Source organism: Pseudomonas sp. JV245A, assembly GCF_032424515.1.
Classification (GTDB): domain Bacteria; phylum Pseudomonadota; class Gammaproteobacteria; order Pseudomonadales; family Pseudomonadaceae; genus Aquipseudomonas; species Aquipseudomonas protegens.
Genome location: NZ_VYKE01000003.1, coordinates 94,054 through 115,682 on the forward strand (window position 1 = coordinate 94,054; position 21,629 = coordinate 115,682).

Below are 21,629 nucleotides of genomic sequence, written 5' to 3' on the forward strand. Positions count from 1 at the left end.
CCGTGCCGGGTACAAGACTCGATCGGCGCCGATTCCGGGCGGTAATCGAACACCGCCGCCCGGTTCCCCAACTGGCCGCTTGTCTCTAGAATCGGCCAAATTTTGTCGGGACCCGACCATGGCTGGCAGTCAAATCGAACGCGTCTTCAGTGTTCTCGAACGTCTTACCGCTGATCCCCGTGGGCTGCCGCTGCAGACCCTGGCCGAGCAACTGGAGATTCCCAAAAGCGCCACCCACCGCTTGCTGGCGGAGCTGATCCGCCTGGGTTATGTGCGGCAGAACCCGGACAACCTGCGCTACCAGCTGTCCACGCGGCTGGTAGCCATGGGCTTTCGCTACCTGTCCGCCAGCGGCGCCGATATCGTTCAGCCAGTACTGGACCGCCTGGCGGTCGAATCCGGCGAGCTGGTGCGCCTGGGCGTGATCGAAGGCGAGCGCCAGACCTGGATCGCCAAGTCCCAGGGCGCCCGTTCCGGCTTGCGCTACGACCCGGACATGGGCCGTGAGGCACCGTTGTTCTATACCGCCTCCGGGCATGCCTGGCTGGCCACCCTGAGTGATGCCGAGGCCCTGTCCCTGGTGGAGCGCCAGGCGGCCGAGCCCCCGACGGACCTGGGGCCCAACGCTCCGCGCTCGAACATCGAACTGCTGGAGCGCCTGCGCCTGGCCCGGGAGCAGGGCTATGCCTGGGTCGAAGAAAGCTCCGCCGTGGGCACCTCGGCGATCGCCGCGGTGGTGCGCCATCCCATTGATGGCCGGGTCGTGGGCGTGCTCAGCGTTGCCGGGCCCAGCGCACGCCTGCCTCTGGCGCGGCTGCACGAACTGGCGCCACTGCTGTTGCAGTTTGCCGAGGAACTGTCGGCCGCCAGCCAGGCGTCCGAGTTGTTCAATTGAGATAACGCCGCGGGGCCTTGCTTGGCGATCTGCCGCTGGGCCGGTGGTGGCCTTGATACCGCCGCGTCTGTTGCACAGCCGTTCGCAGCCTGCGGCAGCGGCTACGCAGACCTCGACTCGGCACAAAGCTGTTCGATAATCGGACGGTATTTTTTATCCCTCTTGTGTGAAAGTGGAACTGAGTTCTAAATATTTGAAATTCAGTGTCCCTATAACAATCACAAGAGGATCTTCCATTGAGCACGCCACTGCGCATCGCCCTGATCGGCGTCGGCAATATGGGGCAGCAGCACTATCAGCACCTCAAGACTCTGGCCGAGGCCTGCCTCTGCGCGGTGGCCGATCCCGGCCCCCAGGCGGCGGCTGTCGCCGCACAATGGCAGGTGCCGCACTTTGCCGATCACCAGACCCTGCTCCGGGAAGTCCGCCCGGATGCGGTGATCGTTGCCAACCCTAACAACCTCCATGTCAGCACCGCCCAGGATTGCCTCGCCGCAGGCGTGCCGGTGCTGCTGGAAAAACCGGTGGGCGTGCATCTGGATGAAGTGCGCGAATTGGTAGCGGCCACGCGGACCACTGGGGTCCCGGTGCTGGTGGGGCATCATCGACGGCACAACCCATTGATCGCCCGCGCCCATGAACTGCTGCGCAGCGGCGCCCTGGGGCGCCTGACCAACGTCACCGCACTCTGGCAATTGCAGAAGCCCGAGCACTATTTCGACATTCCCTGGCGCCGCGAGGCCGGGGCCGGCATGTTGCTGACCAACCTGATCCACGACCTCGACCTGCTGCGCCACCTGTGCGGCGAGGTGCGCCAGGTCCAGGCCATCACCAGCAACAGCGTGCGCGGCTACGCCAACGAGGATTGCGCAGCGGTGCTGCTGCAATTCGACAACGGCGCCCTGGGCAGCCTCACCGGTTCCGACGCCGCGGCCGCGCCCTGGAGCTGGGAGCTGGATTCCGGGGAAAACCCGGTGTACCCGCGCCAGCCCGATCAGCCTTGCTACCTGCTGGCCGGTACTCAGGGGGCCTTGAGCATTCCTCAGCTCAAGCGCTGGCACTACGCCGAGGCGGGCGCCGGTTGGCACCAGCCCTTGTTGATGCAGCAGGAAAGCTTCGTGCCGGATGAGGCGTTGCGCTTGCAACTGCAGCATTTCGTCAAGGTCGCCCGGGGCGAAGTCGCGCCCCTGGTCAGCGCCGCCGATGCCGCTCGTACCCTGGCCCTGATCGAAGCCATTCGTCAGGCCGCCGCCACGGGGCGCGCCTGTACCCCAACCCACATTGAGTGAACAACTGATGAGTGAGCGGATTTTTTCCCTGGCCAGCCTGACCGTGCTGGAGCTGTCTCCGCCCGAGATGGTGGAAGTGGCGGCCCGTGCCGGCTACAGCCATGTGGGCCTGCGGCTGGTGCCGGCGACCCCGGAGGAACATCACTTTCCGCTGGTGGCGGATGCCGGCTTGCGTCGGCAAACCCAGGATCGCCTGCGCGATACCGGAGTGCGGGTGCTGGATGTGGAAATCCTGCGGCTCAAGCCGCAGACCCGGATCAAGGACTTCGAGGGCGTGCTGGCAGTGGGCGCCGAGTTTGCCGCCAGCGAGTTGCTGGTGGCGGGCAATGACCCGGATGAAGCCCGCATGACCGACAACTTTGCCGCCTTGTGTGATCTGGCGGCGCAGTATGGCTTGCACCCCCATCTGGAGTTCATGCCCTGGACCGATGCGCGCAACCTGGAGCAAGCCGTGCGCGTGGTGGAGAACGCCGGTCGCAGCAACGGCTGCGTGCTGGTGGACGCCTTTCACTTCGACCGCTCGGGATCGCGCCTGGAGGACCTGGCCAAGGTGGCTCCGGCGCGGTTGCGGTATGCCCAGTTGTGCGACGTGGCCGGGCCGCGGCCGGACGATATGCAGGAAATCTTGCGCCAGGCCCGTAACGAGCGGCGTTTCCCGGGGGAGGGCGATTGCGATCTGGCGGGGCTGCTCAAGTGCCTGCCGGAAAACCTGCCCCTGAGCCTGGAGATTCCTACGGTGCAATTGCTGGAGCAGGGCGTGAGTGCCTTGCAGCGAGCACAGATGGCCCTGGGCAGAACCCGGGAGTTGCTGGCTCGGATTTGAAGCCGCGCAGGCCTTTCGCCGGCCAGCCGGCTCCTGCCAACATCCGGTAGGGGCCGGCTGGCCGACGAAGCCGTTTCTACACTTGCCCCAAGGAAAGCCCATGACCCGCAGCACGCCCCTTTCCGGGACCAACCACCCTTTCAAGGGCATTGTGCTGATCGTTCTGGCGACCTTTCTGTTCGCCAGCCACGATGCCCTGTCCAAATACCTCTCGGGATTCTTCCCGGTGATCATGGTGGTCTGGGCCCGTTACCTGATCCACACCCTGCTGATGGCCGGGATCTTCCTGCCGCAATCCGGCCTGCGGGTACTACGTAGCAAGCGACCGCTGCTGCAACTGCTGCGGGCTCTGTGTTTGCTGAGCACCAGCCTGTTGTTCACCTCGGCGCTGCTGTTCATTCCCCTGGCCGAAGCCACGGCGGTCAACTTTCTCGCCCCGGTGCTGGTCACCGCGTTGTCGGTGCCTTTGCTTGGCGAGCAGGTGACCCGGGGCCAGTGGCTGGCGGTGATCTGCGGTTTCGTCGGGGTGCTGATCATCGTGCATCCGGGCGGCGAGCTGTTCACGCCGGCGGTGTTGCTGCCGTTCTGTTCGGCGTTGTTCTTCTGTTTCTATCAACTGCTCACACGCAAGCTGGCCGAGCATGACAGCCCCACCACCAGCAACTTCTTTGCCGGGCTGTGCAACACCCTGGTGATGACGGGGCTGGTGCCGTTCTTCTGGCAGACCCCGGGGTTCCTCCATGGCTTGCTGATGCTGGCGCTGGGCGCCTGCGGCATGAGTGCCCACCTGTTCCTGACCCAGGCCTTTCGTCATGCGGCGCCGGCGCTGCTGGCGCCCTTCGGTTATTGCCAGATTGTCTTTGCCGGGTTGCTGGGCTGGTTGCTGTTCGGCCACGCGCCGTCGTTGATCACCCAGGTGGGCATCGTCGTGATCTGCCTCAGCGGGCTGGCGGCGGCCTGGCAGCAACGCCACCGCTGAGACGGCTCAAAAGCGGAAGCGCACCACCAGGTTCTGCAGGCCGGCCGCCAGGTGCGACAGCTCCTGGCTGGTGGCGTTGGTGCGCGTGGCGGCGTCGGCGCTTTCCAGGGACAGGTCGCGGATGTTCAGGAGGTTGCGGTCCACTTCACGGGCCACCTGGGCCTGTTCTTCCGAAGCACTGGCGATCACCAGGTTGCGCTCGTGGATCTGTTCCATGGCCCGGGTGATTTCCCCCAGGGCCAGCCCGGCCTGCTCGGCGATGGACAGGGTCTGGGCCACCCGCTGACTGTTGCCGTGCATGGACTGCACCACGCTGTCGGTGTCGCCCTGGACCCGGCCGATCATCTGTTCGATTTCCTGGGTCGACTGCTGGGTGCGATGGGCCAGGGCCCGCACTTCGTCTGCCACTACGGCAAAACCACGGCCGGCTTCCCCAGCCCGCGCGGCCTCGATGGCGGCGTTCAGGGCCAGCAGGTTGGTCTGTTCGGCAATGGCGCGGATCACGTCCAGCACCTTGCCGATTTCCCGTGACTGCTCGGCCAGGGTCTGCACTTGCTGCAGGGCGATGCCGACATCGCTGCTCATGGCCTGGATCGCGTCCAGGGTCTGGGTCACCCTGGCTTGCCCTTGGGTGGCCTGGGCGGTGGACTGGCGGGTGGTGTCGGAGGTGGACACTGCGTTGCGTGCCACTTCCTCGACGGCCGCGGTCATCTCGTTGACGGCCGTGGCTGCTTGCTCGATTTCGTTGTGTTGCTGCTGCAGCCGGCTGGAGTCTTGATGGGTGCTCTGGCTCATCTGTTGCGCGGCGGCGGCCAGTTGGGTCGAGGTGCTGCTGATCAGTTGCAGGGTTTCACGCAGGCTGGCCTGCATCCTGGCCAGGGCCTTGAGCAGGCGCGCGGTTTCATCGCTGCCCTCGCAGTGGATGGGGCGGCCGAGATCGCCGGCGGCCACTTGCTCGGCCACGCTCACAGCCTGGCGGATGGGCACGACGATGCTGCGAATCAACAGCCAGGCCAGGCACAGGGTCAGCAGGGCGACGGCCAGCAGGGCGCCGATCACCGTGACTTTGACCTGGGTGTACAGCGCGTCGGCATGCTGCGCCGACTGGCTGACTTCCTCGGCAGTCAGGTTCATCAGTTCGGCGAACTGGTCGCCGGTCTGGGTCGAGTAATCCTGGATCTTGCCGTTGAGCAGGGCGGTCATCTCGGCGCTGCGGTTGTCCTGGGACAGGGCTTCATACTGGGCCAGGGCCTGTTGGTAGCTCTTTACCGTGGCGAGGAATGTCTCGTATGGCACCCGGTTGTGATCGCCCACCAGCGGCGCGAACCTGGCCAGGGCCTGGTCGAGCCAGGCTTGCACTTGGTGCAGGCGAGCGATGGTGCTTTCCAGCACTTGCGGTTCACGGTTGAGGGCCATGCGCAGGCTCAGCACGCGGATGCTCAACACATAGTCGCGCACTTCCCCCAGGTAGCGGGTGCTGGGCAGGGAAATGTTTTCGGTGTGCTGGCCGGTGGAGCGGACCTCGGCCACTTGCTTGAGGGCGAACAGCCCCTGCAGCAGGACCAGCAGGGCAATCACGCCGAAGCTGATCACGGCGCGTTGGGCGATGCTCAGGTTACCGAGCGTCATGGGACGATCTCCGAGTCTGGAAAAACAAAAGGGGGGAGGGCGAGCCGATAAAAAAACGCGGGCCCGGAGTGGGCCTGCGTGAAAGGAGCATCAGTCTTCTACGCGGGGAATCTTGCGCGGGGCCATGAAGTACATCCAGGTCAGGGCAATGAAGTACATCGCCGGGATCAGGGTGAACAGCAGGGTGTAGTTGTTGTTGGTCACGGTCAGGATGTGGCCGACGATCTGGGTCATGAACATGCCGCCGATGGCCGCGCACATGCCGCCGAAGCCGAACACCGTGCTCATCATGTGCTTGGGCGTGTAGTCCATCACCAGGCTCCAGATGTTGGCGGTCCAGGCCTGGTGCGCGCCGATCCCCAGGGAGATGGCGAACACGGCCAGCCACAGGTTGGCGGTGCCGGCGGCCATGATCACGCCGATGATGCAGCAGGCGAACAGGAACATCGACAGCAGCCGCGCCTTGATCGGGTTCATGCCGCGCCCGATCAGGAACGAAGAGAGGATGCCGCCGCCGACGCTGCCGAAGTCGGCGGTCAGGTAGATGATGATCAGCGGGATGCCCATCTGGGTCACGTTGATGCCCAGGTTGTACTGCTGGTTGAGGAACGGCGGCAGCCAGTACAGGTAGAACCAGAACACCGGCGCTGTCATCGCGTAGGCCAGGGCGAAGGCCCAGGTGCCGCGCATGCGCAGGATGCGGCTGAAGGGCACGCGGGTTTCTTCCGGCTCCACCTGTTGCTGGATGTAGGCCAGCTCGGAGGCTTTGACGCTTGGATGATCTTCAGGGTTGAAGTACTTCAGGCCCCAGAACAGCAGCCAGATGCCACCCAGCGCGGCCATGCACAGGAACGCGGCCTGCCAGCCCCAGGCGTGGAGGATCAGCGGCAGCAGCATGGGCGTGAACATTGCGCCGACGTTGGTCCCGGCGTTGAAGATCCCGGTGGCCACGGCCCGTTCGCCGGCCGGGAACCACAGCCGTGTGGTCTTCACGCAGGCCGGGTAGTTGGCGGCTTCGGTGAGCCCGAGAATGAACCGGCAAACCATGAAGCCCGCCGCCGAAGTGGCCAGGCCGTGGGCGCCGGTGGCCAGGCTCCACAACAGCACGGCGAAGAAGAACACCCGCTTCACCCCAACCCGGTCGATCAGGCGGCCCTGGAGCACGAAGCCTACGGCGTAGCCGACCTGGAACCAGAAGTTGATGTTGGCGTAGTCCATCGCCGTCCAGTTCATTTCCTTGGCCAGGATCGGCTGCATCACGCCCAGTGCGGCGCGATCTATGTAGTTCAGGGTGGTGGCGAAGAACACCAGGGCGAGCATGCCCCAGCGGGTCTTGCCGACCGCCATGGCGCCGCGGATCTTGTCGCCGATGCCGCCGGCAACGCTGAGGCTCGGGGCGATGCGAGAGCTTTGGGAAGGAGTCATGTGGGCCATCCGTTCAGTGACTGGCGAGCCGGGGCTCGTCGGAACTCAAGGGCGCGTGACCAACCGTCGGCGGGGGCATGGCAGCCCGGGAACCTGCGGGTTGATCGGCTGGGGCGGCGCGTCGCTGCGGCAGATGCCGGGCAGGCGAACGCCATCGGGTCGGCTGCAGCTCAGGGCTGTAGCGCGGCGTATTCCAGGGTGCCGGTTGAGGCCGTTGGCGGTATCAGCCAAAGGGATGTGCAGCAGTGAAGGGCGTTGAGTGCAAGCATGAGGGTGTACCCGATTTTTGAAATTTTTATGGTGTGTTCTGGGTCTGGGTGATTGAAGCCGGGGGTTTGGGGCCGGCTCAATGTGCTATCGATGGTGCGCAGTGGCTGAAAAATCGTCAATTCGCCAATCTGTATTTTGTTCGATAATCGAACACAAAACTAACTGGTTCGTACACTTTAACAAGGCCTGTGGAATAATCCGCAACATCCAATAAAAAGCCGCGGTCCCCCTGTGCCCGACTGGCCGTCCTTACCCGGGAGTCGAATCATGCAGCGTTCCATTGCCACCGTGTCCCTGAGCGGTACCCTGCCGGAAAAACTCGAAGCCATCGCCGCCGCCGGGTTCGACGGCGTGGAGATCTTCGAGAACGACCTGCTCTACTACGACGGCAGCCCTCGGGAAATCAAGCAGATGTGCGCCGACCTGGGCATTGCCATCACCCTGTTCCAGCCATTCCGGGATTTCGAGGGCTGTCGTCGCGACCGTCTGCCGCGCAACCTGGAGCGCGCCGAGCGCAAGTTCGACCTGATGCAGGAATTGGGCACCGACCTGGTGCTGGTGTGCAGCAACGCCTCGGCGGACAGCCTGGGGGACCGGCAGATCCTCATCGACGACCTGCACCTGCTGGCCGAGCGGGCCGGTGCCCGGGGCCTGCGCATCGGCTACGAAGCCCTGGCCTGGGGCCGTCACGTGAATACTTATCAACAGGTCTGGGACATCGTGCGCAGCGCCGATCACCCAAGCCTCGGGGTGTTGCTGGACAGCTTCCACACCCTGTCGCTCAAGGGCGACCCGGCGGCGATTGCCGAGATTCCGGGGGACAAGATCTTCTTCGTGCAGATGGCCGATGCGCCGATCCTGGCCATGGATGTGCTGGAGTGGAGCCGGCATTTCCGCTGCTTCCCCGGTCAGGGCGAATTCGACCTGCCGGGCTTTCTGGCGCCGATCATCAAGAGCGGCTACACCGGGCCGCTGTCCCTGGAGATCTTCAACGACGGCTTTCGCGCCGCGCCGCCGCGGGCCAACGCCGCCGATGGCTTGCGCTCGCTGCTGTACCTGGAAGAGAAGACCCGCGAGCGCCTGCTGCAGGAAGGCCAGCCGGTGGCGAACATCGACACCCTGTTCGCGCCGCCTGCGGTGCAGGCCTATGGCGGCACCGAGTTTCTCGAGTTCGCCGTGGACGAGGCCCTGGGCGCCAAGCTCGGCGGCTGGCTGGAGCGCCTGGGGTTCGCCAGGGCCGGGCAGCATCGCTCCAAGAGCGTCAGCCTGATGCGCCAAGGGGATATCAACCTGATCCTCAACTCCGAGCCCTATTCCTTCGCCCACAGTTTCTTCGAGGCCCACGGCCCTTCGGTGTGTGCCACGGCAATCCGGGTCAAGGACAGCGCCAAGGCCCTGGAGCGGGCGGTGGCCTACAAGGGCCAGCCCTATCGCGGCCTGGTGGGCCCCAATGAGCTGGAGCTGGCGGCGGTGCGCGAGCCCGATGGCAGCCTGATCTACCTGGTGGATCAGCAGCAGGGCGGCCAGCACCTGTACGACACCGATTTCAATATGCACAGCGGCGTGGTGGCCAAGGGCGGCCTCAAGCGCATCGACCACATGGCCATGGCCCTGCCGGCGGACAGCCTGGACAGCTGGGTGCTGTTCTACAAGAGCCTGCTGGACTTCGAGGCCGACGACGAAGTGGTGTTGCCCGACCCCTACGGCCTGGTGAAAAGCCGCGCCCTGCGCAGCCGTTGCAGCTCGATCCGCCTGCCGCTGAACATCTCGGAAAACCGCAATACTGCGATCTCCCATGCTTTGTCCAGCTATCGCGGTTCCGGGGTGCACCACATCGCTTTCGATTGCGACGACATCTTTGCCGAAGTCAGCCGGGCCAAGGAGGCTGGCGTGCCGCTGCTGGACATCCCGCTCAACTACTACGACGACCTGGCGGCACGCTTTGATTTCGACGACGAATTTCTCAGCGAACTGGCCTACTACAACGTCCTCTACGACCGCGATGCCCAGGGCGGCGAGCTGTTTCACGTCTACACCGAGCCCTTCGAAGGGCGCTTCTTCTTCGAGATCATCCAGCGCAAGAACGGCTATGCCGGCTACGGTGCGGCCAACGTCGCGGTGCGCCTGGCGGCCATGGCCAAATCACGCAGCGGTGCCGTGCGCCAGGCCAAGTTGTAGAAGATTGTTAACGACGGCGGTAACGGCCGCCGTCGCGCTTTCTTTCGCAGGGTGACGCGGCCCATAATCGCCCGCGTGTGCAGTGATGGCCGTGAGCCCAGAATGACAATGACCAGTGAACGCTCGATTGCGCCCGATGAGCCTGCTCTCGAACCGCGCAAGAGTCGCAAGAACAACCCGGAAAAGACCCGCGAGAACATCCTTCAAGAAGCCATTGTCGAGTTCGTCCAGCAGGGCTTGTCCGGCGCGCGAGTGGATGCGATCGCCGAACGCATCCATACCTCCAAGCGCATGATCTATTACTACTTCGGCAGCAAGGAGCAGCTGTACGTCGAGGTGCTGGAGAAGCTCTACGGCGATATCCGCAGCACCGAGAGCCGCCTGCACCTGGCAGAGCTGGCGCCGCAGGAAGCGATTCGCCGGCTGGTGGAGTTCACCTTCGATCACCACGACCGCAACGTCGATTTCGTGCGTATCGTCAGCATCGAGAACATCCACAAGGCCGAGTACGTGAAGCAGTCCGGCGTGATCAAGGCCATGAACAACACCATTCTCCATGCCCTGGGCGAGATCCTCGAGCGCGGCGCGCGCGAAGGCGTGTTCCGCGGCGGCCTGGATCCGCTGGATGTGCATTTGCTGATCAGCTCGTTCTGTTTCTACCGGGTCTCGAACCGCCACACCTTTGGCGAGATCTTCCAGATCGACCTGCCGGATGAAGGCATCAAGCAACGCCACCGGGAGATGATCTGCGAGTCGGTGCTGCGCTACCTGCAGGCCTGATCCCACTCTTTGTAGGAGCTGGCTTGGCAGGCGCTGGCTTGCCAGCGAAAGCGCCCGTAAGATCGCCATCGCCACCAAGGCTTCTGCAACCTGCACCACGACAAGGAAGGCACCATGGGCAACCCCGTTCCAACCCTGAAAATAATCCTGATCCTGATGATCGTGGTCGACACGTTCTGGTTCGGCGAGCGCCTGCTGTCCCTCACCGGGTTCAGCATGTTCGACTGGTTGCCGTCGTCGGTGATCAGCCTGGTGGGCATCCTCGGCAGCCTGCTGATGATTCTCTTCAATGTGCTGCTGATCGGCCTGCTCTCGCGCCTGCAGCTCAAATCCGACTAAGCAGGCTGTAGCCGCTGCCGCAGGCTCGCCAGCGCCCTGAAGGCAGCAGCTGCTACCGAGCCCTGTCTCAGCCGTTCATGCTGTGAAAGTGCGCCAGCATGCGCTGCGGGTCCGCGCGTTGGCCGCTGAACAGCTCGAACGCCTTGACCGCCTGGAACACCGCCATGGTGCCGCCGTCCAGGGTCCTGCAACCCAGGGCCCGGGCGTTGCGCAGCAGTTCGGTTTCCAGGGGAAAGTAGACGATCTCGGCAACCCACAGCTGCGCTCGCAGCAGTTCCACCGGCACCGGCATGCCCGGCAGCTTGGCCATGCCCATGGGCGTGGTGTTCACCAGCCCGTCGGCGCTGTGCAGGGCACTCGACAGATCACCGCCTGCCCGGGCCCGGGCGCTGCCGAAATGCTGGTTGAGGTTGTCCGCCAGGCTTTGCGCCCGCTGCGGCTCCACGTCAAAAATGTTCAGTTGCTCCACGCCTTCACTCAGCAGGGCGTGAGCCACTGCGGCCCCGGCACCGCCGGCGCCCATCTGCACCACCTGGCGCCTTGCCACGTCCGGCAGGCCGCGGCGAAAGCCCTCGGCAAAACCCAGGCAGTCGGTGTTGTGGCCGACTCGTTTGCCATCCTTGAGCACCACGGTGTTCACCGCACCGATGCCCCGGGCTTCCGGGGACAGTTCGTCGAGTAGCGGCAGGATGCTCTGCTTGCAGGGAAAGGTGATGTTCAGGCCGGTGAAGCTCATCTGCTCGGCGGCGCGCAACAGTTCAGGCAGGGCGCTGCTGTCCAGGCCCAGTTGATCCAGGTCGATCAAGCGGTACAGGTAGCGCAAATGCTGGGCATCGCCCTCTTGTTCGTGCAGGGCCGGGGTGCGGGAGGCCTGGATGCCGGCGCCAATCAGCCCGGCCAGAACGCTGGCTTGCCGGCTCATGCGCCTTGCTCCTTGAACCGCTGGCTGAAGTGTTCCAGCGCCAGGCGATAGCCATGGCTGCCAAAGCCGCATATCACCGCCTGTGCGATGGCGGAAACGAAGGAGTGATGGCGAAACGGTTCGCGCGCGTGGACGTTGGACAGGTGCACTTCGATCACCGGCAGCTCGCTGGCCACCAGGGCGTCACGGATTGCCACCGAGGTGTGGGTCCAGGCGGCCGGGTTGATCAGGATGCCGGCGCAGCGACCACGCGCCCCGTGGATCCAGTCGAGCAACTCGCCTTCGTGGTTGGTCTGACGAAACTCCACGGCGAGGCCGAACTCCTCGGCGGCGCGGCCGCACAGGGCGGAAATGTCAGCCAGGGTTTCGTGGCCGTAAGTGGCCGGCTCGCGGGTGCCGAGCAGGTTCAGGTTCGGGCCGTTTAGCACCAGAACGATAGGACGCATGGGGTAAATCTCCGTTGTTATTGTCGGCCTCGGGAGAGCGTACGAGGCGTTGAAAGGTAAATTGTACTAACTGGTTAATTTGGTCAATTGGCGGTAGATGCACAACGGGGCGCGGGCGGATTAAGTGTTCGGTAATCGAACGGCAGCGTAGGGCTCGCAGGTGCAAGGCTGCCGCCAATGAGTGCTTATATCAATTGAAAATCATTCTCGACTGACCGTAAGATGCCCGGCAATTTCCTTCATGTTCCAGGGAGTCGGTTTGTCGGACGTGGATCTCAAGGGACTGTTTCTCAAGCATGCCGCTGCCTTGCGTGGGTACCTGGCGCGCAAGATACGGGACCCGCAGTTGGCCGCTGATCTGGTGCAGGAGAGTTTCCTGCGGCTGGCCGAGCACACGCGCGGCGAGCGTATCGACAACTCCCAGGGCTATCTCTACCGCACGGCGAACAATCTGCTGATCGACCATGTACGTCAGGAGGCGCGGCGCAAGACCGAGACCGTGCCCCATGAAGTGCTGGCCGACATCGAGGATGAGGCGGCCGGGCTGGAGGCTCAGGCGATGGCGCAGCAACAGCGCAAGGCACTGAAACAGGCGATCATGGAACTGCCCCCGCGGACCCAGGAAATCTTTCGCCTCAACCGTATCGAAGGCATGACCCACGCCGAGGTGGCCCGGCACCTGAATATTTCCGACAGCTCGGTGCAAAAGCACCTGTCCCGGGCGCTGGCCTATGTGATGCAGCGCTTGCAGGCTACCGACGGTCGGCCGGTCGACGAGTGAGTTACGGTAAAAGTCGGGGTCAGACGTCACTGCTTATATATAACGAGAAATCGAGATTCACACGTGAATAGCCAGGGTCCGCAAGAGCGCAGTATCACCGAGGCCGCCGCCGACTGGGCGGTGCGTTTGCACGCGGGAGGCCTGAGCGCCACCGAGCAGGCGCAGCTTGCCCAATGGCAGGCCGCCGACCCGCGTCATCCCCAGGCTCTGGTGTTTGCCCGGCAGACCTGGGAGGCCCTGGGCGAGTTGCGCCTGGACCCCGAACTGGCGGCCACTGCCCCACCACGGCGCCAGGCGGCGCGGCCTGCGGCGACAATACCGCGCCCGCGCCGTCGACGCCGGCTGGTGCGGGCCGCCAGCGTGGCGATGCTGGTACTGGCGGTGGCCCTGGGCTGGCTGCAAGGGCCGCAGGCGCTGCTGTACCTGCAGGCTGACTACCTTACCGGCAAGGGCGAGGTGCGCACCGTACAACTGGCCGATGGCAGCCAGGTTGAGCTGGATTCGGGCAGCGCCATTCGCCTGGACTACAGCGGCGACAAGCGCCAGGTTCAATTGCTGGCCGGCTCCGCGGTGTTTGACGTGGCGCCCATGGCCGGCGAGGAAAAACGACCTTTTATCGTGCAGAGTGCCGGCGGCCAGACCCGCGCCCTGGGCACCCGTTTCGTGGTCGGGCGCAAGAGTGCTCAACAAGCCTGGGTCGGCGTGTTGCAGCACAGTGTCGCGGTGAGCCTGGATGCCCCGGCGCAACGCGGGGCCTCCGAGCGGGTGCTGCAAGAGGGGCAGAGCGTGCGCTATGACCCGCAGTCGGGGGTGGTGGCGCTTGATGGGCTCGACCTGCAGCGGGCCACCAGTTGGCGGCGCGGCGTCCTGGTGTTCGACCGCCAGCCCCTGGGCCTGGTGGTGGAGCGCCTCAATCGCTATCGGCCCGGGCGGGTGGTGCTGACCAACAGTGCCCTGGCCCAGCGCCAGGTCAGCGGTGTCTTCCGCCTGGACATGCTCGATGCAGCCCTGGTTACCCTGACCCAGGAATTGCAGGTGCAGCGTTTCGACCTGGCCGGCGTCAGCCTGATTTACTGAGGCCTGCGGGCCTTTTTCCACCCTTGTGCAAAATAATTCAAAAAAACCTTACTGAGTTTTCCTGCCTGGCACGTCTAGCTAATTGAGATGCATTCGCATAAACAAAAATAGCCAGCGCAGGAACAAGGGACATGAGGGTAGGCAGTCGCACTGGAATTCACGCAGCAAGTCGTTTGGCCCTGGCCATTCACTTGGGCGTCGCAGGGCTGTTGGCAGGAGGCGGTTTGCTGCACGCGGCAGAGCCTGTGGGTGCAGCCCCACAGAGCGCCCAGCAGCAACGCGAGATGGATTTCGATATCCCCGCCCAGGCTCTCGGCAGTGCGGTGCTGGTGTTTGCCGAGCAGGCCGGGGTGCAGGTGCTGTTCGACAGCCTGCGCCTGCATGGCTTGCACAGCTCGCCGCTCAAGGGCCGCTACAGCGCCGAGGAGGGCCTGGCGCGGCTGCTGGGCAATGCGCCGGTGCAGTACCGCTTCACCGGCGAGCGCCAAGTGACCCTGAACCGGGTGGAAACCGGCCGTGACGGCGCCCTGGCCCTGGCGCCCACCACCATCTCCGGCAACCTCGAAGGCCGCCAGAGCGACTGGGTGTATAACGCGCCACGTTCGGTGAGCGTGGTCGGCCGCGAGCAGCTCGATCGCAACCCGCCCCGGCACGCGGCCGACATGCTGGAGGAAACCTCCGGTGTGTATTCGGCAGTCAGCCAGCAGGACCCGGGCCTGTCCGTGAATATCCGCGGCCTCCAGGACTATGGCCGGGTCAACATGTCGGTGGACGGCATGCGCCAGAACTACCAGCAGAGCGGCCACCAGCAGCGCAACGGCACCCTCTACGTCGACCCCGAGCTGCTCTCCGAGGTGGTGGTGGAGAAGGGCGCCACTTCGACCATGGGCGGCGCCGGGGTGATTGGCGGGGTCGCCAATTTTCGCACCGTCGAAGCCCGTGACCTGCTCAAGCCCGGCCAGGAAATCGGTGGCCGGATCCGCGTGACCAGCGGCCTGGGTGGCCGCAGCAACGGCACCCATTTCATCGGCAGCACCGCCTTCGCCATCGGCACCGAGGTCTGGGACATGCTGCTGGCCGCCAGTGAACGGCACCTGGGGGACTACAACCCGGGGACCAAGGGCGGCATTGGCGAGCTGCGCACTGGCAGCTGGATGGACCCGTCGATCAATGACCGGGTGAAGAATTCCAAGGTGGCCTATTCCGCTTCCGTGATGCGTTCGCGCCTGGCCAAGCTGGGGCTCAACCTGCCCCAGGACCAGCGCCTGCAACTGAGCTACCTGACCACCCAGGTGTCCTACGACGACGCCAACATGATGAACGTCGAGAACAAGCAACAGCTCTGGGAAAAGCTCGGCAGCAGCGATGTGCGCTCGCAGAACTTCGGCCTCGACTACAGCTACACCCCGGACAACCCGCTGATCGACTTCAAGGCCAAGCTCTACTACGTCGACAACAGCAACGACCAGAGCACCCTGACCCGGCGCAGCAGCCCCGGCTACTCGATCACCTACCAGACCGACACCTATGGCGCTCAGGCGCAGAACACCTCGACCTTCGCGCTCGGCGAGCTGGCCACGCTGAAGGCCAACTACGGCCTGGAATTCTTCTATGACAAGGTCCGCCCCGACTCCCGCCAGCCGGTGCCCAAAGGATCGGCGGTCAGCGCTTCGCCCGCGGCCAGTATGACCCCCGAGGGCGATCGTGCCCTGGGCAGCCTGTTCACCCGCCTGGATTTCGACTACGACGGCTGGCTGAACCTCAACGCCGGTTTGCGCTACGACCGCTACCGCCTGCGGGGCGAGACCGGAATCAACACCCGCACCTTCGTGATCGGCAAGACGCCCCAGCAGATTTCGGTGCCGGTGGCCTATGACATCGACAACGAGGAAGGGCGCTTCTCGCCGACCTTCGGCCTGTCGGTCAAGCCGGGCGTCGAATGGCTGCAGTTGTTCGCCAGCTATGGCAAGGGCTGGCGGCCACCGGCGGTGACCGAAACCATGATCACCGGCCGGCCCCACGGCGGCGGCTCGGAGAGCACCTTCCCCAACCCCTTCCTCAAGCCGGAGCGTTCCAGCACCTGGGAAGCGGGGGTCAACGTCTTCAAGGAAAACCTCTGGTTCAACGATGACCGCCTGGGGATCAAGGTGGCGTACTTCGATACCCGGGTCGATGACTTCATCTACATGGCCATGGGTGTGCAGCCCCCTGGCTACGGCTCGCCCGGCATCGGCAACAGTGCCTATGTCAACGACCTCAGCAGCACCCGCTTCAAGGGCGTGGAGTACCAGCTGGACTATGACGCCGGCCGCGCCTACGGCCAGCTGAACTACACCCGCATGATCGGCGACAACGATTTCTGCACGAAAATCGCCTGGCTGGGGGGCGTGACCCAGCCGGTGAAGAATGGCAGCGGGCGTGGCGCGATCGTCACCGGCATGCGTCCCGATGATGCGGCCAACAACGCCAGCCGTTGCAATGCGGCGATCCTCGGTTCGGCCGAACACATGCCCATGGACCGCGGCACCCTGACCCTGGGCGCACGCTTTTTCGACCGCAAGCTGGATATCGGCGCCCGGGCCCGCTACAGCGCCGGCTATTCGATCGCCGGCTCCGCCACCGGCACCGTGAGCCAGACCGGCGTCTACCCGGCCGACTGGAAGCCCTACACCGTCTACGACCTGTATGGCAGCTACCGGGCCACTGAAGAACTGACCCTGCGCCTGGCCATGGAAAACGTCACCGACCGCGCCTACCTGGTGCCCCTCGGCGATGTCCTGGCCTTCACCCTCGGCCGTGGCCGGACCTTGCAGGGCACCGTGGAGTATCAGTTCTGACCGCTTTTGCCCATTGATGGGCAAAACCGCAGCAGGCAGTGGCGTGCTGCGGACATGACCCCCCTAATGTATTGGAGTTTTGCATGAGCATTTCGATCTCTTACAGCGCTACCTACGGCGGTAATACTGTTGCGCAATACCTGACTGACTGGTCGGCCTACTTCGGCGACGTCAACCACCGCCCAGGCGAAGTGGTCGACGGCACCAACACCGGTGGCTTCAACCCGGGCCCGTTCGACGGCACCCAGTACGCCATCAAGAGCACCGCCAGTGATGCGGCCTTCGTCGCCGACGGCAACCTGCACTACACCCTGTTCAGCAACCCGAGCCACACCCTCTGGGGCTCGGTGGACACTATCTCCCTGGGCGACACCCTCGCCGGTGGTTCGGGCAGCAACTACAACCTGGTCAGCCAGGAAGTCAGCTTCACCAACCTGGGCCTCAACAGCCTGAAGGAAGAAGGCCGTGCAGGCGAAGTGCACAAGGTGGTCTACGGCCTGATGAGTGGCGACAGCTCGGCGCTGGCCGGCGAGATCGATGCCCTGCTCAAGGCGATCGACCCAAGCCTGTCGGTGAACTCCACCTTCGACGACCTGGCCGCTGCTGGCGTTGCTCACGTCAATCCGGCTGCCGCAGCGGCTGCCGATGTTGGCCTGGTGGGTGTGCAGGACGTGGCCCAGGACTGGGCGCTGGCCGCCTGAGTGCAGGCCTGAGGCATAAAAAAGCGAATGCAGGATCGCTCCTCCATTCGCTGGCTTGACTCACCTCCGTCGCCCGAGTTTTCGAAGGCCAGGGCGGCGGCGGTGGCAAATTCTGGGGAGCGCCGTGGTGCCTGTCAACGCACCGGGCGCGCCTCTTGTCGTTCCGCTCTGCCCGAGCGGAAGGCCCTGTAACCCTACACTCTCCACAGGACACCTTGATGAGCAGGCCGAATCCACTTGCCGCTTCCGAGACGCTGGCGGCCTTGACGGCCTACAAGGGCGGCTTTTTCAACATCGGCCTGTTCTCGGCGGTGATCAACCTGCTGATGCTGGCCCCGGCCCTTTACATGCTGCAGGTCTACGACCGGGTGCTGGCCTCGGGCAATCAGATGACCCTGCTGATGCTGACGCTGATGATCCTCGGCCTGTTCGGCCTGATGGGGGCGTTGGAGTGGGTGCGTAGCCAGGTGGTGATCCACCTCGGTACCCAGATGGACATGCGCCTGAACCAGCGGGTGTATGACGCCGCTTTCGAAGCCCAGCTCAAGGGCAGCCCCCAGGCCGCCGGCCAGGCTTTGAACGACCTGACCGCGCTGCGCCAGTTCGCCACCGGCAATGCCTTGTTCGCGTTCTTCGATGCGCCCTGGTTTCCGGTCTACCTGCTGGTGATCTTTCTCTTTCACCCCTGGCTCGGCCTGCTGGCCCTGGCCGGCGCGGTGCTGCTGGTGGCGCTGGCCTGGATCAACCAGCATATCTGCCAGGCACCCCTGGCCCAGGCCAGCCAGTTGTCGATCATCACCAGCCAGCAGGCCACCGCCAACCTGCGCAATGCCGATGCGATCGAAGCCATGGGCATGCTCGGCGCCCTGCGCGAGCGCTGGTTCATCGGCCACCAGGGCTTTCTGGCCCAGCAGAACCTGGCCAGCGAAAAGACCGCCACCATCAGCGCCTGGTCCAAGGGCGTGCGCATGGCCCTGCAGTCCCTGGTGCTGGGCCTGGGCGCCTGGCTGGCGGTGCAGGGCCAGATCACCCCGGGGATGATGATCGCCGGCTCGATCCTAATGGGCCGCGTGCTCAGCCCCATCGACCAGTTGATCGCGGTATGGAAGCAATGGAGCTCGGCGCGCCTGGCCTACGAGCGCCTGTCGCAGCTGTTGCAGGCCAACCCGCCACGGCCGGCGCGCATGAGCCTGCCGACGCCCAAGGGCAAGTTGAGTGTCGAGCAGCTGAGTGCCTGTGCCCCGGGCAGCCGTCGCCCGGCCCTGAGCAACCTTGGCTTCACCCTGGAGGCTGGCCAGGTGCTGGGGGTGATCGGCCCTTCCGGCTGTGGCAAGTCGACCCTGGCCCGGCTGCTGGTCGGTGCCTGGACGCCCCTGACGGGAAAGGTACGCCTGGATGGCGCAGACCTGGCTCAGTGGGACAGGCAGCAACTGGGGCCGCATATCGGTTACCTGCCCCAGGACATCCAGCTGTTCGCCGGCAGCATCGCCGAGAACATCGCGCGTTTTGCCCAGCTGGACTCGGATCAGGTCCTGCAGGCCGCGCAAATGGCCGGGGTGCACGAACTGATCCTGCAATTGCCCCAGGGCTATGACACGCGCCTGGGCGAGGGCGGTGCCGGGTTGTCCGGCGGCCAGCGCCAGCGCATCGGCTTGGCCCGGGCGCTGTACGGCCTGCCGGCGCTGATCGTGCTCGACGAGCCCAATTCCAACCTCGATGAGGCCGGTGAGCAGGCGCTGCTGCAAGCCATCAGCCAGCTCAAGCAGCGGCAGCGAACCCTGGTGCTGATCACCCACAAGCCCAACGTGCTGACCCTGACCGACCAGTTGATGATCCTGCGCGACGGCCAGTTGCAGGCCTATGGTCCTACGGCGCGGGTGCTGGAGGCGAACCAGAAGGCCAAGGCCGCGCCGCCGCCGGCTGCACCGATGAGCAATCCGGCGAGCAGCCCGGTGACCAGCTTGAACATGAACTACCGCCTGGGCGTGGCCGGCGGCGAAGGGAAAAAAGCATGAAGGCGAGTTTATCCACAGCCCCTGCGGCGCCGGTCACCGGGCCGGCCGCCAGCAATGTGCTGTCCCTGGACGACAGGAAGTATTCGCGGCTGGGCTGGATCCTGGTGCTGGGGGGCTTTGCCGGGTTCATCGGCTGGGCCGCCCTGGCGCCGCTGGACAAGGGCGTGGCGGTGTCGGGCAAGGTCATGGTCTCGGGCCATCGCAAGACCGTGCAGCACCAGAGCGGCGGCATCGTCGAGCGGATCGAGGTCAAGGAGGGCGACCGGGTCAGTGCCGGGCAGGTGCTGCTGCGCCTCAACGAGACGCCGCTGCGCACCCAGATGCAATCCCTGCGCAGCCAGTACCTGGGTTCCCTGGCCAGCGAAGCGCGGCTGAATGCCGAGCGCGATGGCGCCAGCGATATCGTCTTCGACCCGCAACTTCAGGCCCTGGCCAGCGAGCCGGACGTGGTCGCCAGCCTGGCCCTGCAACGGCAGCTGTTCAGCAGCCGGCGCCAGGCCCTGAGCATGGAACAGCAAGGGATCGCCGAGACCATCGCCGGCTCCGAGGCGCAACTGCGGGGTACTCGGGATTCCCAGGCCAGCAAGCGGCAACAGCGCAGTGCCTTGAACGAACAGCTGCAAGGCCTGCGGGAACTGGCCCGGGACGGCTACATCCCGCGCAACCGGCTGCTGGACAGCGAGCGCCTGTACGCGCAGATCGACGGCTCGATCGCCGAGGACTTCGGCCGCATCGGCCAGTTGCAGCGGCAGATCCTCGAATTGCGCCTGCGCATCCGCCAGTCCAGCGAGGATTTTCAGAAAGACCTGCGTAGCCAGTTGGCCGATACCCGGATCCGTACCGAAGACCTGCGCAATCGCCTGGCGTCCGCCGAGTTCGAACTGGCCAACAGCCAGGTACGTGCCCCGGCCGCCGGGGTGGTGGTGGGGCTGGAGGTCTACACCGAAGGTGGGGTGATCAAGCCGGGCCAGCCGCTGATGGACATCGTGCCCCAGGATGAGCCGTTGCTGGTGGAGGCGCGGGTGCCGGTGCAACTGGTGGACAAGGTGCACCCGGGGCTGCCAGTGGAGCTGATGTTCTCGGCCTTCAACCAGAGCACCACGCCCAGGGTGCCGGGGGAGGTGACCCTGGTGTCCGCCGACCGGCAGGTGGATGAGCGCACCGAGGAGCCTTACTACACCTTGCGGGCCACGGTCAGCGCCCAGGGCATGCAGCAGTTGCAGGGCTTGCAGATCCGCCCGGGCATGCCGGTGGAAGCCTTTGTCCGTACCGGCGAACGCTCGATGCTCAATTACCTGTTCAAGCCCTTGCTGGATCGGACTCACATGGCGTTGGTGGAAGAATGATTCGAGCCTGGTGCTACTACCTGCCCCTGCTGTGCCTGTTGAGCAGCACGTCGGTCCAGGCCCTGGGGTTGCTGGACGCCTATGACCTGGCCTTGCGCAATGACCCGACCTTCCAGGCGGCGATCAAGGAGCGCGATGCCGGGGAAGAGAACCGGGCCATCGGCCGTGCCGGGCTGCTGCCGAACCTGTCCTGGAGCTACAACAATTCGCGCAACCAGTCCGAAGTGACCCAGGAGACCGTTCGCGGTGATGTCACCAATGACCGGGACTACCGCAGCTACGCCTCGACCCTGACCCTGCAGCAACCGCTGCTGGACTACGAAGCCTATGCGCGCTACCGCCAGGGCTCGGCCCAGGCGCTGTTTTCCGACGAACGCTTTCGCGGCAAGAGCCAGGAACTGGCGGTGCGCCTGCTCAGTGCCTACAGCCAGGCGCTGCTGGCCCAGGAGCGTATCGAACTGAGCCGGGCGCAGAAGCGTGCCTACGCCGAACGCTTGCAGCTCAACGAGCGCCTGCTCAAGGGCGGCGAGGGCACCCGCACCGATGTGCTGGAGACCCAGGCCCGGCTGAGCCTGGCCCTGGCGCAGGAGATCGAGGCCCAGGACCAGCAGGATGCCGCCCTGCGCGAGCTGCAAGCCATAGTCGGCGAACCGTTGCAGATCGACGAACTGGATCCGCTGACCCGGCAGTTCCAGATCCAGCCGCTGCTGCCCAACCGCTTCGACAGCTGGCGTGACCTGGCCATGGCCAACAACCCGGACCTGGCGTCCCAGCAGCAGGCGCTGCGAGTGGCGGAGTATGAAGTGGAGCGCAAGCGCGCCGGGCACCTGCCCAAGGTGAGTTTGTATGCCAGCAGCCGTCAGACCAGTTCCGATTCGGAAAGCTCCTACAACCAGA

At 64.9% G+C, this 21,629-nt stretch carries 18 protein-coding genes and 1 pseudogene; 14 read left to right on the forward strand and 5 right to left on the reverse strand.

The features are described from left to right. Positions 1-118 precede the first annotated feature (118 nt). The 4 genes from F6S12_RS02000 (at position 119) to F6S12_RS02015 (ending at position 3,986) form a co-directional block, all read left to right on the forward strand. Positions 119-895 carry an IclR family transcriptional regulator gene (locus F6S12_RS02000; RefSeq protein ID WP_011063613.1) on the forward strand — a complete coding sequence of 259 codons (777 nt, stop codon included), beginning with the start codon at positions 119-121 and terminating at the stop codon, positions 893-895. 236 nt (positions 896-1,131) lie between these two features. Further along, positions 1,132-2,184, forward strand: coding sequence for a Gfo/Idh/MocA family protein (locus tag F6S12_RS02005; protein ID WP_258718027.1), 1,053 nt, complete (start codon positions 1,132-1,134; stop codon positions 2,182-2,184). A 7-nt stretch (positions 2,185-2,191) separates the two neighbouring features. Further along, a complete protein-coding gene (locus F6S12_RS02010; protein ID WP_152686466.1) occupies positions 2,192-3,007 on the forward strand; it encodes a sugar phosphate isomerase/epimerase family protein in 816 nt (271 codons plus the stop codon). Between the two features lie 100 nt (positions 3,008-3,107). Further along, positions 3,108-3,986: a DMT family transporter gene (locus F6S12_RS02015; RefSeq protein ID WP_283994184.1), complete on the forward strand. Its 879-nt coding sequence runs from the start codon at positions 3,108-3,110 to the stop codon at positions 3,984-3,986. A 6-nt stretch (positions 3,987-3,992) separates the two neighbouring features. Here the strand turns inward: F6S12_RS02015 and F6S12_RS33685 are convergent, their stop codons facing one another. From F6S12_RS33685 to F6S12_RS02025, 3 genes and pseudogenes are all read right to left on the reverse strand, one after another. After that, the gene (locus F6S12_RS33685; protein ID WP_409999819.1) at positions 3,993-4,856 is read right to left on the reverse strand and encodes a methyl-accepting chemotaxis protein; all 864 of its coding nucleotides are present in this window, start codon (positions 4,854-4,856) and stop codon (positions 3,993-3,995) included. After that, positions 4,848-5,615: pseudogene (locus F6S12_RS33690) on the reverse strand (MCP four helix bundle domain-containing protein); the annotation flags it as partial. The gene F6S12_RS33685 and the pseudogene F6S12_RS33690, both read right to left, overlap by 9 nt. A gap of 90 nt (positions 5,616-5,705) precedes the next feature. Continuing rightward, positions 5,706-7,040: an MFS transporter gene (locus tag F6S12_RS02025; protein ID WP_011063608.1), complete on the reverse strand. Its 1,335-nt coding sequence runs from the start codon at positions 7,038-7,040 to the stop codon at positions 5,706-5,708. A gap of 537 nt (positions 7,041-7,577) precedes the next feature. On the opposite strand from F6S12_RS02025, the gene quiC reads away from it, so the two are divergent. The 3 genes from quiC (at position 7,578) to F6S12_RS02040 (ending at position 10,607) form a co-directional block, all read left to right on the forward strand. Next, positions 7,578-9,488: a 3-dehydroshikimate dehydratase QuiC gene (gene quiC / locus F6S12_RS02030; RefSeq protein ID WP_011063607.1), complete on the forward strand. Its 1,911-nt coding sequence runs from the start codon at positions 7,578-7,580 to the stop codon at positions 9,486-9,488. Between the two features lie 102 nt (positions 9,489-9,590). Continuing rightward, positions 9,591-10,268: a TetR/AcrR family transcriptional regulator gene (locus F6S12_RS02035; RefSeq protein ID WP_011063606.1), complete on the forward strand. Its 678-nt coding sequence runs from the start codon at positions 9,591-9,593 to the stop codon at positions 10,266-10,268. Between the two features lie 114 nt (positions 10,269-10,382). Next, positions 10,383-10,607: a hypothetical protein gene (locus F6S12_RS02040; RefSeq protein ID WP_015637127.1), complete on the forward strand. Its 225-nt coding sequence runs from the start codon at positions 10,383-10,385 to the stop codon at positions 10,605-10,607. 67 nt (positions 10,608-10,674) lie between these two features. Here the strand turns inward: F6S12_RS02040 and F6S12_RS02045 are convergent, their stop codons facing one another. Together F6S12_RS02045 and aroQ are read right to left on the reverse strand one after the other, a co-directional pair. After that, entirely contained in the window at positions 10,675-11,529 is an 855-nt protein-coding gene (locus tag F6S12_RS02045) for a shikimate dehydrogenase (protein ID WP_011063605.1), read from the reverse strand. Further along, entirely contained in the window at positions 11,526-11,975 is a 450-nt protein-coding gene (gene aroQ / locus F6S12_RS02050; RefSeq protein WP_315868681.1) for a type II 3-dehydroquinate dehydratase, read from the reverse strand. The genes F6S12_RS02045 and aroQ overlap by 4 nt, the downstream gene beginning before the upstream one ends. Before the next feature lie 259 nt (positions 11,976-12,234). Here aroQ and F6S12_RS02055 point away from each other — a divergent pair, with 259 nt between their 5' ends. The 7 genes from F6S12_RS02055 to F6S12_RS02085 all read left to right on the forward strand — a co-directional run. Further along, entirely contained in the window at positions 12,235-12,756 is a 522-nt protein-coding gene (locus F6S12_RS02055) for an RNA polymerase sigma factor (protein ID WP_011063603.1), read from the forward strand. 63 nt (positions 12,757-12,819) lie between these two features. Then, positions 12,820-13,833 carry a FecR family protein gene (locus tag F6S12_RS02060; protein ID WP_152686464.1) on the forward strand — a complete coding sequence of 338 codons (1,014 nt, stop codon included), beginning with the start codon at positions 12,820-12,822 and terminating at the stop codon, positions 13,831-13,833. 131 nt (positions 13,834-13,964) lie between these two features. Beyond that, the gene (locus F6S12_RS02065) at positions 13,965-16,670 is read left to right on the forward strand and encodes a TonB-dependent receptor (RefSeq protein WP_123472995.1); all 2,706 of its coding nucleotides are present in this window, start codon (positions 13,965-13,967) and stop codon (positions 16,668-16,670) included. Positions 16,671-16,753: 83 nt separating this feature from the next. After that, a complete protein-coding gene (locus tag F6S12_RS02070; protein WP_011063600.1) occupies positions 16,754-17,371 on the forward strand; it encodes a heme acquisition protein HasA in 618 nt (205 codons plus the stop codon). Between the two features lie 218 nt (positions 17,372-17,589). Then, on the forward strand, positions 17,590-19,386 hold the full coding sequence (locus F6S12_RS02075; protein ID WP_315868682.1) for a type I secretion system permease/ATPase: 1,797 nt from the start codon (positions 17,590-17,592) through the stop codon (positions 19,384-19,386). Beyond that, on the forward strand, positions 19,383-20,732 hold the full coding sequence (locus tag F6S12_RS02080; protein WP_161466720.1) for an HlyD family type I secretion periplasmic adaptor subunit: 1,350 nt from the start codon (positions 19,383-19,385) through the stop codon (positions 20,730-20,732). Before F6S12_RS02075 ends, F6S12_RS02080 begins: the two co-directional genes overlap by 4 nt. Further along, positions 20,729-21,629, forward strand: a 901-nt coding sequence (locus F6S12_RS02085; RefSeq protein WP_315868683.1) for a TolC family outer membrane protein, incomplete at its 3' end; no start/stop codon positions are given. The genes F6S12_RS02080 and F6S12_RS02085, both read left to right, overlap by 4 nt.